This window comes from Shewanella sp. S1-49-MNA-CIBAN-0167, assembly GCF_040310145.1.
Lineage (GTDB): Bacteria > Pseudomonadota > Gammaproteobacteria > Enterobacterales > Shewanellaceae > Shewanella > Shewanella psychromarinicola.
In genome coordinates this window covers 59,181-73,750 of sequence record NZ_JBEOPO010000020.1, presented here as the reverse complement: position 1 = coordinate 73,750, position 14,570 = coordinate 59,181, and the positions used below count along the sequence as shown (strand labels likewise).

The following is a 14,570-nucleotide window of genomic DNA, read 5'->3' as shown; positions in this document are numbered from 1 at the left end:
TGTTTCTCCTTAACGTGGGTGAATTTGTCGAGGTCGTTCAAAAAGTTGAATACGCTCTTCTATATAACTGGTTGCTTGTTTACATTTTCCTAAACGACGATGCGTTGATAGGATATCATTTTGCAATTTTATCTTGTCATCACTATGACAGAATTCAAGATTTGCTTCCAATTGTTGTATTTTTTGCTCTATTTTTTTTGCCCAATTTAAATGTTTATTGAGTTCTGCATAGAGTTGATGGCTGTTTTGCATCACATTACTGGCGATCCAACCAAAGCCACTGTCTTGTATTGTTTGTTGTTGTTTTTTAGCATATCGAGCCCGATTACTGGCTTTACGCTGTTGTTCGGATTTAAGATTGATGTCAGTGGTAAGCAAGGCTCTGCGTAACGCACTAAATCGGTCTTGAATCCGATCGCAACTGAGTTGGATAACATTGCTACCCAATTTAAGGAAAAGTTGCTTTTCGAGTTGTTTGATATCTTTACGTAATTGTGTAATGCAAGGGCTTAGTTGAGCACCTTGTTGGGCAAATAACTGACTGTTAAAACGTTCAATATCTTTTAATGATTGACGTTGAGAAGGTGCCAAATTTTGGTCATGAATTAAGGCATCTTGTTCAAGCTGCACGAGCTGCTGTTTTAACATTGAGACTAATTGTTGGGTGTTCATACCCATGCACTCCACGTAAGATGGACTGCTATCGACAATACCATAATAATAAATATTGGTTTAATAAAAGGTATTCCGAATCGAATCGCGCTTCTTGCGCCGATAAATGACCCCGCCATCATGCATACACCCATCCACAAGCCAAGCATCCATTGCACTTGCCCCACCGAGGCAAAGATAATTAATGCTGTAATATTACTCACTGCTGTCATCACTCGCGCTAAGCCACAACTGTGAAGTAGAGGGAGCTTATGCAGTGAGATAGACGTTACCGTCCAAAAGGCACCAATACCAGGTCCTGCAAAACCATCGTATCCACCCAAAATAAAACCTTGGCTAATCTGTTTGTACTTTGGCGAGCGAGATTTGGGGACAGTTATATTTTTTTCGCCCATGGCTTTGGGGTTCAATAAGGTGTAAATCGCGATACTAATAATCAGCAATGGCAATATTTTCTCTAACCATTTAGCATCAATAAGAAACACTAAACCACAACCTGCAATAGATCCTATCAGTGTGGCAAAAAAGCACGCTTTCCATAATGCAGGGGTAAATAAATGTTGTTTATAAAAGGTGTAACTTGAGGTAAGAGACCCAAAACAAGCAGCAAGTTTATTGGTCCCTAAGGCTAAATGTGGTGGAATACCGACGGTCAGCAATGCCGGAATAGAAAGAAGCCCACCACCGCCAACTATGGCGTCGATAAAACCAGCAATAATACCGATGACCGCTAATACAGCCCAATGGCTAGGGTCTAATAATAAATCCAACTCAATACCTATTCGATAACACGTCTAAAAGGAGGAAGGGCATCAATTAATGATTTGCCATAACGTTTAGTGACCAAACGACGGTCTAAAATGGTCACTCGGCCATAATCTTGCTCATTTCGTAACAGTCGGCCACAACTTTGGACTAATTTACGTGAAGCATCGGGAATTGTCAGCTGTAAAAATGGGTTACCGCCTTTTACTTTTACATATTCGGCGTGAGCTTGTTCTACCGGTGATGTAGGAACCGCAAACGGGAGCTTGGTGATGATCAAGTTTGTTAAATAGTCTCCCGGTAAATCAAGGCCCTCAGAAAAACTGCCTGTGCCGAAAATAACACTGGGTAGCCCCTCATCACAACGTTTTTTGTGCTGCGTTAATATTTGCTGGCGCGGGATTGCACCTTGAACAAAAAGCTGGTCCTTAGGGATTTTACCTTCGACGAATTCAACCACTTTGTCCATTTGCCAATATGATGCAAACAGCACTAAGGTGGCCATTTCACCATCGATTAATGTCACAATATGTTGTGCCAGTTCGGCGGTGTAATTATCGTTGGTAGGTTCATTAACCATTTGAGGAATGAATAAGGTTGCATTATTCTCATAGTCAAAAGGCGATAGTAAGGCTAAAAAGCGACTGCCATCGTTGATTGATAATCCGACTTGGTGGGCAAAATGGTTGAAGCTATTTAACGCCCGCAGCGTGGCACTGCACAATACCACTCCAGCAGCCTTTTGCCATAACATGGATTCAAGCATAAAGCCGACTTCTATGGGTGATGAACAAAATAAATAATCTTGTTGTTTGCCGGTAATTAACTCCGCCCAACGTGCCATAGGCGCGCCTTTTTTGCTGTCTTCTTTGGCCATCATCTTCCATAGCTTATGTAAGTTATCTAGCCTTTGTAAGATGAAGCCGGTTTCAGACAATAACCCTTCCGACTGATGTTTAGGCACCTCACCATCTTTGATGGCTTCATTTAAGACTGAGACCACTTTATTAAATTGCTTTACCGCGGCGCCGGATGCCGTCGCAAGATTTTCTGCCTGTATTAATAATGATTGCGGTAACTTACCGTGTTCAAAACGAAGCCTAGATTCAGGATTGGCAAATAGCTGGGGTTGAGTATCACAATAATGAGCAACTTGGGTCAGTAAATTGGTTAATTCTGTGGCGTGATCGAGCATCGCTTGAACTGGAGCGATAATATGGGTGGTTTTAAGTTGATTTTGTAATTTTGAACAGGTTTTTGATGCCTTATCTAACCAATCGCATGCTCCCCGCAGTGTCGCTTGCGCACTGGAGAAATCTCTGGCAACAAGGGGCAGGTGATGAGCTTCGTCGATGACATAAAACATGTCTTCTGGTTCAGGTAAAATGACGCCACCGCCGAGCTCTAAATCGGCAAATAGCAGGCTGTGGTTAACAATTAATACATCCCAAGTGTCGACATCTTCACGGGCTTTATGAAACGGACAATTATGGTGAGCCGACACTTGACGATGGCAACTGTGCTTATCACAACAAATTTGTTGCCATAAAAAATCAGGAATAGGATGCTCTAAGGTATCTATTTCGCCATTCCAGCGTTTTTGATGAAAATCTTGATGTAATTTTTGTAATTCATTAATTTGACTCTGATCGGGTTTAGTTTGCCACATGGCTATTTGTGAGCTGTCTTGTGCACCAATCATGGCTTCAAGTTTGGCTAAACACACATAGCGTTGACGACCTTTGACTAAACCAAACTTAAACTCAATACCTGATTGTTGTAAAAAATAAGGCAGATCCTTATGAAGTAATTGTTCTTGAAGTGCTACGGTTGCACTGGCAATGCAGACTTTCTTTTTACTGGCGATAGCTAAAGGTATCGTGCCTAATATATAGGACAAGGATTTACCAATACCCGTACCCGCCTCAACCACAATAATACGACGGTCTTTGTCATACTCACCTGCTAAAGTTTTAGATATTTCCGCTACCATATAGTTTTGTTCGCGACGAGAACGAAATTGCGGCATAGATGCGGCAATTTCTTTATAAATGGTGCGAATTTGACTTTTTATATTATCCGCTAGCATAGGAAGTATGATTTCTACATAGACTGAATTATGCTGTACATAATAACAGTGAATTAGCATGCCACGAAGTAATAAATCAAATTGAGTAAACTTGTGCAGGAATTCAAACCCGTAGTGAAGCCGACAAATCATCAACCTACTTATACCAATGTGATGGGACAAGTATTAACTCGCCATGCCATTTATCGTCATGGGCAATTAGTCCTCCAGTATTATATCAAAACCGCTCAGGGTCCTGTCTTAGCTGAACTTTATCACAGTGAGGTGATATGTTTTTGCCGTCAACAAGATGTCAATCAATTAATTAACACCGTCGGTTTTGCGCTTAAAGCGCAATCGATATCACTGATGAGCTTTGCCCATGAGCCCATTAGTGCCTTGTATCTTAAGTCAAATACGCAATTAAAATTACTCAGTCGCATTGCTAATGATGTCGGTATTAGTTTATTTGAAGCCGATATAAGGCCTGAGCAACGCTACCTTATTGAGCGTTTTATCGCCTTAGATATTGAATGCATAGGGCATTATCAAGAGGTTAATCCCGCTTCAACCATTCCAGTGTTATCGATTAATCGTGCCAGAAAAATGCCCACAAACCCACTTGCCTCGATACCGTTGAAGATGATTTCGTTGGATTTTGAGTGCAGTTTTGCCGGCGAACTCTATTCGGTTGGTTTGTATGGTGCCGATTATCAATGCGTGTTTATGGTGGGCGAACCACAACCAGAGTGTCATGACTTTATCATTTGGGTTAAGGATGAAGTTGAACTTATCCATCGATTAATTGCGTGGTTTAGCGACTATGATCCCGATATTATTATCGGCTGGGCTGTGGTGACCTTTGATTTAGCCTTGTTGTTCAAACGCTGTGTTTTACATCAAATTCCATTAATCATAGGCCGAGGTAATAGCGAACTGAGTTGGAAAGTGGCCGACAAATATCGACCTGAGACATTATCTCTACCTGGGCGTGTAGTCTTAGATGGTATTGATTGGCTTAAAGCCGCGTTTTATCAATTTGATAGCTTTTCGTTAGAGACGGTTTCGCGGCAATTATTGGCTGAAGGTAAAGCCATTGACCATGTTGAAAATCGTGGTCAACAAATTACTCATTTGTTTGAGCAAGATAAAAATGCACTGGCTTTTTATAACATGACTGATTGTCGCTTAGTGTGGGATATTTTTGAAAAAACCCAACTATTAGATTTTGCACTTGAACGCGCTAAGTTAACCGGCTTGGAGTTTGGCCGCGTTGGCGCATCGATTGCGGCATTTTATCATTTGTATCTACCACACTTACATCGAAGTGGCTTTGTGGCACCAGCATTCCCCGCAAGTGAAGGGTTAGAAAGCCCTGGCGGCTATGTGATGTCCTCTATCCCGGGTTATTATAAAGATGTCTTAGTATTAGACTTTAAAAGCCTGTATCCGTCGATTATCAGAACATTCCTTATCGATCCTAAAGGCTTAGTCGAAGGGTTACATGCGACAAATTTACATAATGATACCACCGCCGTGGATGGCTATTTAGGCGCTAAATTTAGCCGGGACAAGCCCATTTTACCGGCATTAGTCGCCAGCCTTGCAGAACAAAGAGAGCGGGCTAAACGTGATAAAAATGCCCCTTTATCGCAAGCGATAAAAATTATTATGAATTCATTATATGGCGTGCTTGGCTCTCGAGGCTGCGTATTTCATGATGCAAAATTAGCCAGTTCTATTACCATGCGCGGTCATCAAATAATGAAACTGACCAAACAATGGATAGAAGAATGCGGCTATCAGGTGATTTATGGTGATACTGATTCCACATTTGTGTGGTTAGGGAATAATCATGGCATCAAAGATATTCAAGCCGTCGGTAAACACCTGTCGGTATCAATTACTCAACGTTGGCTTGATTGGTGCGCACAAGAATACCAATTAAGCAGTTATCTAGAACTCGAATTTGAAACACATTTTGAACAGTTTATTATGCCCACGCTTAGGGGCTCAGATGAAGGCAGCAAAAAGCGTTATGTCGGTGCGGTGTTCAATGATGAGCAACAATTGAAGCTGACTTTTAAAGGCATGGAGCAGGTGAGAAGTGATTGGAGCCCGATAGCGCGTAGGATGCAATATCATTTGTATGAACTGTTTTTCAAAGGTGAGGATATCATTGATTACCTGAGCAATGAGATCGCGGCCATTAACAATGGTGCCAGAGACGATGAACTCATTTTTAAAAAGCGCTTAAGACGCAACGTTGAAGATTATACCGCTAAATCATCACCCCATGTAAAAGCGGCTAAACAGCTTGGTGAAATTTTAGGCGACGTCAACGTTACTCGAAAAGGTCAACAAATCCGCTACATCATGACTCTTACTGGTGCCCAAGCCATTGAAGCAAAACCACAAAATATTGATTATGAATATTACATTAGTAAACAAATTAAACCCATCGCAGAGCCTATTTTGCAACTGTGTGGACATAGCTTTGACTCACTGGTAAATAATCAACTCATATTGCTTTAAGTTTACTAACCTAAGCCTCTACTTTATGTCTTTTAGCGCGAGATAAAATGAGCTGTCTTTTTCTTTGTATTAATTAACAATTTATTAAGTACAGGGGGATTAAGCATCGTTTGATAGCTGAAATCTGACTATCTAAAGTTATGGTAGATCCCGCCGGATACAAAATGTTAAACAACTGCTACTTATCCCTATTATGAACAGTTAACATTTTTTATGTTCGCCATAATAATAAAAAAAATATCAACTTCGAAGAAATCGTAAAGCAAAACATGATGTTAGGTTTTTTATTTGGATTTGGATATTTATTTTATTTGAACATGATTTATTTCAAGCTGTTGTTTAAATTGATAAAAAAAACTCTCTGTTCATATTTATTAACAGCTTTAGTTGTTACATTTGATTAACTTTTGCGCTTATGGTGTTTCAAATGTTGATTAGTTGTATTAAATGTGATTTTATTGCACCTGCAATTGAGTGTTTGTAGTCAATTCGTTGCAAGCCCTCATTCGATAGACACCTAAAATGGTCGTCAATATTATAAGAAAGACATAAAAGTCCAGGGAGATAGACAATGCATAAGAACGTATTAGCTAAATCAGTGCGCTTAGCACTGATCGGTGGTGTAGCTGCAACTGCAACTGCATTCGCTGCACCAGTAGCTTTTGCTGCTGAAGATGGCGCAAAAGTAGAACGTATCGAGGTAACTGGTTCACGTATTAAGCGTTCTGACCTTGAAGGCGCTTCGCCAGTTACCGTAATTACAACGGAAGATATGAAGATGGAAGGTAACTTTACAGTTGCTGACGCACTTCGTAACAGTAACTTAAACTCTTTCGGTTCATTCTCTGAGCGTTCAGGTAGTTCTGCACAATCGCAAGCAACGATTAACTTACGTGGTGCTGGTTCAAGCCGTACCCTAGTACTTATCGATGGTAAGCGTTTCCCAGGTTCACCAACGCTAGGTGGTGCATCTGCTAACTTGAACGCTATCCCAATGGCCGCAGTAGAACGTATTGAAATTTTAACTGACGGTGCATCTTCTACTTATGGTTCTGACGCGATTGCTGGTGTTGTTAACATCATCATGAAAAAGAACTATCAAGGTATTGAATTCAACGTTGGTGGTGGCTCACGTGACCAAGACGGTGGTTTGACAAGTAAAGAATTCTCGGTTGTCGCTGGTTATCAAATGGACAAAGGTAACATTACTTTCTCATTTGACCACCAAGACCGTAAAGGGATCTCTGACGCAGACCGTCCATATACGGCAGCAAGCATGACAGACTTCAATGGTGATGGTGAAATCCAAGCCTATGAAGAAACTGCTGGTTGGAGTATCTATGGCGCAACAGTTGCGGCACCTGATTTCTCTACTACTCAAGCATCACTATTATGTGATGACTTAGAATCAGAATACGGTTCAAATGTATTCCAAACTGTTAAAGCAGACAACGATTGGGGTGGAGCTGGTTCTACTTACTGTATGTATGCGTTTGCTAACGTTTCTTATAACAAAGCCTCTACAGAGCGTAATACAGTCTATGTTGATGCTAACTATGAAATTGCTGAAGACGTAGAATGGTTTGGCCGTGTTATGGTAACTCAAGGTAACTCGTTTGGTCGTTATGCGCCTCCAGCTGCAGCTTGGAATAGCATGGCTGCAGACAACCCGCATAACCCATATGGTGAGGAAACTACTGGTTACTTCCGTTGGGTTGGTATTGGTACTCGTGATGGTAACGTAGACGATTATAACCAAGATTACCTTACCGGTTTACGCGGTACTATCAGTGCACTAAACGATGCTGAGTGGGAAGTTTACTACCATCACAATATCGCCGATAACAAGTCTATCGGTGAGTACTACTTAAGCTATGCCGGTCTTGCTTATAACCAAGCAAATGATATTGATTTAGGTTCTGAAGCTGGCATCAATAATATGAAAGCTACAACCTTAACTCAAGGTCGTGCCACATTTGATCAGTACAGTGCAGGTCTTGGTTTTGATGCGTTTGAATTACCTGCTGGTGCCGTTGCACATTATGTCGGTATGGAATATTTTGACCAACAGTATAGTGAAGTGTATGACGCTCAGTCAGAAGCTGGCTTGATTGGTGGTAGCGCGGGTAACTCTGCAGGCGGCGATCGTCAAGTATGGGCAATGTTCTATGAAGCGGTTCTACCGATAACAGATGACGTTGAATTAAACCTTGCGGCTCGCTACGATGATTACAGTGATTTTGGTAATAACTTTGCGCCTAAGGCCTCTGTTCGCTGGCAAGCACTGGAAAACGTTGTCGTACGTGCGTCGTACTCTGAAGCGTTCCGTGCTCCAGCATTAGATCAGTTATATGCGGCAACCACATTCAGCGCTGAAAGTGGTAAAGATTATCCATTCTGTCAACAATCAGGTACTTCTGATGCCGATTGTAGCGAAAAACAGTACGATACTTACATTCGTGCTAACGATACCCTAGGTCCAGAAACGTCAGAATACATCAACTTTGGTGTAGCATGGGATATCATTGATGACATCGGTATTAAGGTTGATTACTTTAACCTCAATATTGATGATGTAATCAGTCAACGTACTAACACCAACGTAATGCGTGGTATTGCTGCGGGTACGCTGGAAGAAAATGAAACTTTCTATGTTAACCGTGCTCCAACTACGGATGGTTCATTAGGTCGTGCTTTAGAAATTGGTACTGGTTACGGTAACACTGACAAGTTAGAGATTACTGGTATAGATGTCGCGTTAAACGCGAAGTTTGAAACAGCAATTGGTGATATTGGCTTTAACTGGAACAACAGCTTCGTGCTAGAATACATCGAAGAAGTTGAAGCTGGCGGTGAAGCGATTGATACGGCTGGTTGGAATGGTTCACCAGACTATAAGTCTAACTTTACCACTAACTACAGCATGGGTGACCATCGTGTATCTTGGAACATGAGCTACACAGCTTCTACTTATGAAGATGATGACACAGGTAACTTAGATTCTTGGTTAATCCACAATCTAAGTTATGTGTATGATGCGGGTAACTATGGTTCACTACTGTTAGGCATCAATAACCTAACAGATGAAGATCCAGTGTTGAGCTCTTTTGGTACATACGATAACGCTGATCTGTATAACAACTACGGTCGTGAATATCGTGCAAGTTATACTCTTAAGTTCTAAATTCTAATAGCTCATTAATTAGATACAAGAAAGGCTCCTTCGGGAGCCTTTTTATTTAGTCTATTATGAACCCTCAGCTAGGATAATAAACGATTATTAAACCGCTCTTTGTCCTGCGGTCTGCGTTGCTTTGACTTGTCATCGACACGCGATTAACACATAAATGTGGCTTATTAGCAAAACTAATGGCAAGTTTGATATTGTGGACTTGAAATAAACCCGTTGTTATCGATTTACCTCATCTCCCATCTCGAGTTGAGGTTATTTAGCAATATGTTGTGATTAATTGAGGAGATCAAATGAATAATCACTGGAGTGAATATTGGCAACAAGGACACACAACTTCATTCGGTGAGGCAATATCAGGTAATTATGAAGGGATATTGAAAAGTGTTTGGCAACCGATATTTAATGGTCTAAATGAAGATTTTTTGGTAGTCGATGTTGGCACGGGTAATGGCTCTTTACCTCTTTTATTGCGTGACGGATTATTAACCAGTGAGTTAACCGGTAAAGTGATTGGTGTAGATTTAGCTGAAGTCAGTTTAGTTAACTCGGAAAATCAAAACGGCCATAAAATCGACATAGCCTTAATGTCTAATACTCGCTGTGAACAACTCCCTCTTGAATCAAATTCTGTTGACCTTTATATATCTCAATTTGGTTTTGAGTATTCAAACGTTGAAAAGTCACTTGAAGAAGCGACTAGAGTGTTAAAAGATGGCGGTCAGTTTGGCATTGTTTTTCATCATAGCCGTTCAATGATCCTTAACCGAAATAGAAAGATTTTAACCTTAATAGAAAAAGAAGAAGTTAATTTACTGATTAATTGTTTAACTAAAATGGCCAATGCCATGGGCAATATCACTAGTCAAAAAGATGTTGAGCGAATTAAGAAAGACCCTAAATGTGAAGATATTAGAGCAGAAATTAATCATTTGATTAAATTGTTAGTCGTTTTCGATGAAGCCGCTGCCCAGGATTCTGATTTAATGCGTTTTGTGGCTGAATTTTTTAAGGCCGGCTTATTTTGGCCTGTTACAAAAAAATTGCAATTTATTGAATTTATTACAATACAAATGGAAACGTTAAGACTACGATTAACTGAATTGATCAATGCTTCTTTTGATGAATCTAAATTGGCAATCTTTGTCGATAAACTCTACCAAAACAATATGATGTTAAATGAACTTAAAGTACTTAAAAGTGAACAAAATGAAGTTTTAAGTTGGTATTTACATGCTACAAAATTTATTTATCAATTAGAAAATAGATAAATAGAAGGTAAAGTTGTGTTGCCGTATTTTTGTAACTAACTGAATGAAAACAAATAATATTTTTATATTAGCATTAAATTATCACGCATTTATGTTAAAGACGTTTGATTATTAACCCTTCGTCAACATTGACCGCTTTAACTGTTCTTTCCAGTAGTTTTTAAACTTTGTAAATGTTGACATAGGTCGACATTTTGTGAAATGATGCCAGCGGGTCTACACTTTAACCGGTGTAGAAAAGGGAAGAAAAACTAACAATCACAAGAAAAAGACGTACTTAGTTGAAGTAACATTGATTAACAATTTTAGATCAAGGTTATTTTGCAGAGTTGAACTTTTTAATTCACTTCAAATTGGTTGGGAACTATGTCCAAGGTAAGCAATAGAACAAAAATCGCTACTGCACTTGTTGGCGCTCTGGCTTTAGCTGGTAGCAACTTCGTTGTTGCAGGCCCTCTCGCTGAGGTTCAAAAAGCCGATAGCAGCCTTAATGCTGCATCCGCTGCGTCACAAAAGAAAGTCGACAAATATTTCGACCAAGCACAAGACATGCTTTTTGAGTATAGCAACGTTGCTGATGAACGTGAATCACTGACATCATACAATGATTACGTTGCGGGCTTAGTAGCTGATCAACAAAATTCACTTGATTTAATTCAGACTGATATCAACGGCGTAGATAAACTTCGCCAGGGTGTTGTGCCATTAATGTTTAAAATGGTCGATGCTTTAGAGCAGTTTGTTAATTTAGATTTACCTTTTAATTCGGAAGTTCGTCATAACCGAGTTGAAAATCTAAAGGATATTCTTAATACCGCAGAAGTTACATTGGCAGAGAAATATCGTCTAATACTTGATGCTTATAGCATTGAGCGTGAATATGGTAACTTTGTTGCAGTTCATACAGGTAAGCTTGACCTAGACGGCAAAGAAGTCTTAGTTGATTTCTTTAATTTAGGCCGTGTTGCTCTCTATGCCCAGAGTTTAGATCAGAAAATAGCATGGATGTATGATGCTGATGCGAAAACCTGGAATAAGTTAGAAGACAGCTATCTACGCGACATCACGAAAGGTATTCGTATTGCTCGTAAGCAAGGCGCATTAGACCTATTCGCATTACCAATTCCTGCTGCGGAGACTGCACAATAATGAAGAAGTTAATTACATCAGTGCTACTGGCTGCAACTTTCTCTTTAACAGCTGGTACGGTTTATGCTGCAGATGCACCCAAAACTATCGACCAATTGTTACAACAAGTTAAAGCAGACCGAGCTAGCGAAGGTAAGTCAAACGTTAAGCGTGAAAAAGAGTTTCAGGCTGAGCGTGGTGATAAAGCCGCATTGCTTAAACGTGAAAAAGATGCTTTATCTGCTGAAAAGCAACGCGGTAAAGATTTAAACCAAGCCTTCTTAGATAACGAGCGTAAAATTGCTCAGTTAGAAGAAGACTTAAAAACTGCTCAAGGTGACTTGGGTGAGATGTTTGGTGTTGTTAAAGGCGAAGCCGGTGATTTTTCTGGTAAGCTAGCCGCGTCTAACATCAGTGCTCAGTACCCTGGTCGCGATACTTTTATTGCTGAACTAGGTGCACGTAAATCACTGCCTAAAATTGAAGAGTTAGAGCAATTTTGGGAAGCACAATTATTTGAAATGGTTGAGTCAGGTAAAGTTGTTAAATTCGATGGTGATGTTACGGCCATTGACGGTAGCGTAGTGAATACTGCTATTCACCGCGTCGGTCCTTTTAACTTAACGGCCGAAGGTAAATATGTTGTTTACAAACCTGATCTTGGTTTAATTCAGCAATTATCACAGCAGCCTGAAGGCTACCAAGTGAGCGCTGTTGATTCGTGGGAGAACACCACTTCAGGTGTCGCTCCTTTTTATATTGATCCGGCCCGCGGCGTGTTATTAAACATCTTTACTAATAAAGCTAGTATAGAAGATCGTTTAGAAGCCGGTGGTACTATTGGTTATATCATTCTTACCTTGTTAGCAATCGGTGCGTTAATTGCTGTTGAGCGTTTAGTGACTCTGACTCTTGTTGGCGGTAAAGTTAATCGTCAGCGTAAGAGCATCGAAAACCCTGGCAACAATCCTCTAGGCCGTATCTTAAAAGTATATCAATCGAATAAAGACGTTGATGTTGAAACGCTTGAACTCAAACTTGATGAAGCTATCTTAAAAGAAACACCCGCTTTAGAAGCGCGTATTTCAATTATCAAAGTGATTGCGGCTATTGCTCCTATGATGGGTCTATTGGGTACGGTTACCGGTATGATCGCGACCTTCCAATCTATTCAATTATTCGGTACTGGTGACCCTAAATTGATGGCTGGTGGTATTTCTATGGCGCTTATTACTACCGTTCAAGGTCTTATTGCTGCATTGCCTCTAATGCTGCTACACGCAATCGTAGTTGCTCGTAGTAAGTCTATCGTTCAAATTCTTGAAGAGCAAAGTGCTGGTATTATTGCAGAACATGCTGAGAAGAGGGCTGACTAATGATGCTAATCCTGATGGACGTATGGGATTCCGTCAGGGGCTTCATGGCCTCGGGAGGCGATGTCCTCTGGTTGGTTGCAGCAGTGCTATTCCTGATGTGGGTGTTAATGCTTGAGCGTTATTGGTATCTAAATTGGATATCACCAAAACAACATCAAGCCGTTATAGCCTCTTGGGAAGCAAGAGAAGAGACAACTTCTTGGCATGCTCACCGTATCCGTGAAGCTTGGATATCCCAAGCGAGACAAGATTTGAATGCACGTATGCTGTTAATCAAAACCTTAGTAGCCATTTGTCCAATGATTGGTTTATTAGGTACTGTAACCGGTATGATTTCAGTATTCGATGTGATGGCAATTCAGGGGACGAGTAATGCTCGTTTAATGGCTGCTGGTATCTCTATGGCTACAATGCCGACAATGGCAGGAATGGTTGCGGCGCTATCGGGTGTGTTCTTTAGCACGCGTTTAGACTCAAAAATGAGAATCAGTTTAGAAAAGCTAAAAGACAGCATGCCTCACCATTAGAGAGAGATTGAACATGGCACGTAAGAAGCATTCCACTATGGAAGAGGAAGCGCAAATTGATATGACTCCGATGCTAGACATCGTGTTTATCATGCTGATTTTCTTCATTGTAACAACATCGTTTGTTAAGCCATCAGGCTTAGACTACAACAAGCCGAAAGCGTCACAGGCTACGTCTAAACCATCGGCAAACATCTTTATTGGCATCAGCAAAAATGGTGTCATTATGATGGAAAACCGTCAGGTTGATATCGAACGTGTAACGGCTAACGTAGAGCGTATGTTAGCTGAAGCACCTGAAGCAGCTGTATTGATTCAAGCAGACAAAGACTCTTTACATGGTTTAGTCGTTAAAGTACTTGATAACGTTAAAGCGGCCGGTATTGACAAAATTTCAGTATCAGCGGGGAATGACTAATATGCTAAGAGCACTCGTATCAATAATCATTGGTGCTGCAGTGACTTTTGGGCTGTTTGCTTTCATGGCTTTTCTGGTCGGTGGTGGTGCACAACGCAACGCTGACTCAGAGGAAACCCCTGTTATTGAAATTACGATGGATAAACAGGATTCGAAGGCACAGAAAAAACCAAGGGTTACACCTAAGCCACCTCCACCACCGGAGCAGCCGCCTAAGCCGGATACTACTCCGCCTGATACATCATCTAATATTGATACCAATATGGCGTTCAATATGGGTGGTATAGAATCTGGTGGGCCCAGTACTGGTTTTAAACTCGGTAACATGATGACCCGCGATGGTGATGCTACCCCTATTGTTCGTATTGAGCCTCAGTATCCGATTGCTGCTGCTCGTGATGGTAAAGAGGGTTGGGTTCAACTTAGCTTTACAATCAACGAACTCGGTGGTGTCGATGATGTTTCTATTATCAAGGCTGAACCTAGACGTTTATTCGATCGTGAAGCAATTCGTGCATTGAAAAAATGGAAATACAAGCCAAAGATTGTTGATGGTAAGCCATTAAAACAAACGGGTATGAAAGTACAGCTTGACTTCACACTAGAGAAAGGGAGGTAGA

Annotated in this window: 11 protein-coding genes; 8 read left to right on the top strand and 3 right to left on the bottom strand. The window is 40.7% G+C overall.

Translation table 11 applies throughout. From position 1 onward, the window contains the following. Positions 1-9: 9 nt before the first annotated feature. The 3 genes from AAEZ00_RS11260 to dinG are packed head-to-tail and all read right to left on the bottom strand — an operon-like array spanning position 10 to position 3,526. A complete protein-coding gene (locus AAEZ00_RS11260) occupies positions 10-672 on the bottom strand; it encodes a primosomal replication protein (protein ID WP_101030287.1) in 663 nt (220 codons plus the stop codon). Then, a complete protein-coding gene (locus tag AAEZ00_RS11255) occupies positions 669-1,442 on the bottom strand; it encodes a TSUP family transporter (protein ID WP_124013399.1) in 774 nt (257 codons plus the stop codon). The genes AAEZ00_RS11260 and AAEZ00_RS11255 overlap by 4 nt, the downstream gene beginning before the upstream one ends. Positions 1,443-1,450: 8 nt before the next feature. Further along, a complete protein-coding gene (gene dinG / locus AAEZ00_RS11250) occupies positions 1,451-3,526 on the bottom strand; it encodes an ATP-dependent DNA helicase DinG (protein ID WP_101034627.1) in 2,076 nt (691 codons plus the stop codon). A 114-nt stretch (positions 3,527-3,640) separates the two neighbouring features. On the opposite strand from dinG, the gene AAEZ00_RS11245 reads away from it, so the two are divergent. The 8 genes from AAEZ00_RS11245 to AAEZ00_RS11210 all read left to right on the top strand — a co-directional run bounded on the left by AAEZ00_RS11245 (position 3,641) and on the right by AAEZ00_RS11210 (position 14,569). Continuing rightward, positions 3,641-6,040, top strand: a complete 2,400-nt coding sequence (locus tag AAEZ00_RS11245) for a DNA polymerase II (protein WP_372491454.1) — start codon at positions 3,641-3,643, stop codon at positions 6,038-6,040. A gap of 571 nt (positions 6,041-6,611) precedes the next feature. Beyond that, positions 6,612-9,224 carry a TonB-dependent receptor domain-containing protein gene (locus AAEZ00_RS11240; protein ID WP_101030289.1) on the top strand — a complete coding sequence of 871 codons (2,613 nt, stop codon included), beginning with the start codon at positions 6,612-6,614 and terminating at the stop codon, positions 9,222-9,224. Between the two features lie 299 nt (positions 9,225-9,523). Beyond that, positions 9,524-10,501, top strand: a complete 978-nt coding sequence (locus tag AAEZ00_RS11235) for a class I SAM-dependent methyltransferase (RefSeq protein WP_101030290.1) — start codon at positions 9,524-9,526, stop codon at positions 10,499-10,501. Between the two features lie 366 nt (positions 10,502-10,867). After that, entirely contained in the window at positions 10,868-11,650 is a 783-nt protein-coding gene (locus AAEZ00_RS11230; RefSeq protein ID WP_101030291.1) for a DUF3450 domain-containing protein, read from the top strand. Beyond that, positions 11,650-13,005 (top strand): MotA/TolQ/ExbB proton channel family protein, encoded by a 1,356-nt coding sequence (locus AAEZ00_RS11225; protein ID WP_351088641.1) that lies wholly within the window; start codon positions 11,650-11,652, stop codon positions 13,003-13,005. Before AAEZ00_RS11230 ends, AAEZ00_RS11225 begins: the two co-directional genes overlap by 1 nt. Further along, on the top strand, positions 13,005-13,532 hold the full coding sequence (locus tag AAEZ00_RS11220) for a MotA/TolQ/ExbB proton channel family protein (RefSeq protein WP_101030293.1): 528 nt from the start codon (positions 13,005-13,007) through the stop codon (positions 13,530-13,532). Before AAEZ00_RS11225 ends, AAEZ00_RS11220 begins: the two co-directional genes overlap by 1 nt. Before the next feature lie 13 nt (positions 13,533-13,545). Next, complete coding sequence (locus AAEZ00_RS11215; RefSeq protein WP_101030294.1) at positions 13,546-13,950, top strand: ExbD/TolR family protein; 405 nt, start codon at positions 13,546-13,548, stop codon at positions 13,948-13,950. Position 13,951: 1 nt separating this feature from the next. Then, the gene (locus tag AAEZ00_RS11210; RefSeq protein WP_101030295.1) at positions 13,952-14,569 is read left to right on the top strand and encodes an energy transducer TonB; all 618 of its coding nucleotides are present in this window, start codon (positions 13,952-13,954) and stop codon (positions 14,567-14,569) included. The last annotated feature ends 1 nt before the right edge of the window (position 14,570 follow it).

Bases quoted from the DNA above. Each gene is read 5' to 3' on its own strand.
- AAEZ00_RS11260 (WP_101030287.1), bottom strand. From the start codon at position 672: ATGAACACCCAACAATTAGTCTCAATGTTAAAACAGCAGCTCGTGCAG.
- dinG (WP_101034627.1), bottom strand. From the start codon at position 3,526: ATGCTAGCGGATAATATAAAAAGTCAAATTCGCACCATTTATAAAGAA.
- AAEZ00_RS11240 (WP_101030289.1), top strand. From the start codon at position 6,612: ATGCATAAGAACGTATTAGCTAAATCAGTGCGCTTAGCACTGATCGGT.
- AAEZ00_RS11235 (WP_101030290.1), top strand. From the start codon at position 9,524: ATGAATAATCACTGGAGTGAATATTGGCAACAAGGACACACAACTTCA.
- AAEZ00_RS11230 (WP_101030291.1), top strand. From the start codon at position 10,868: ATGTCCAAGGTAAGCAATAGAACAAAAATCGCTACTGCACTTGTTGGC.
- AAEZ00_RS11225 (WP_351088641.1), top strand. From the start codon at position 11,650: ATGAAGAAGTTAATTACATCAGTGCTACTGGCTGCAACTTTCTCTTTA.
- AAEZ00_RS11220 (WP_101030293.1), top strand. From the start codon at position 13,005: ATGATGCTAATCCTGATGGACGTATGGGATTCCGTCAGGGGCTTCATG.
- AAEZ00_RS11215 (WP_101030294.1), top strand. From the start codon at position 13,546: ATGGCACGTAAGAAGCATTCCACTATGGAAGAGGAAGCGCAAATTGAT.
- AAEZ00_RS11210 (WP_101030295.1), top strand. From the start codon at position 13,952: ATGCTAAGAGCACTCGTATCAATAATCATTGGTGCTGCAGTGACTTTT.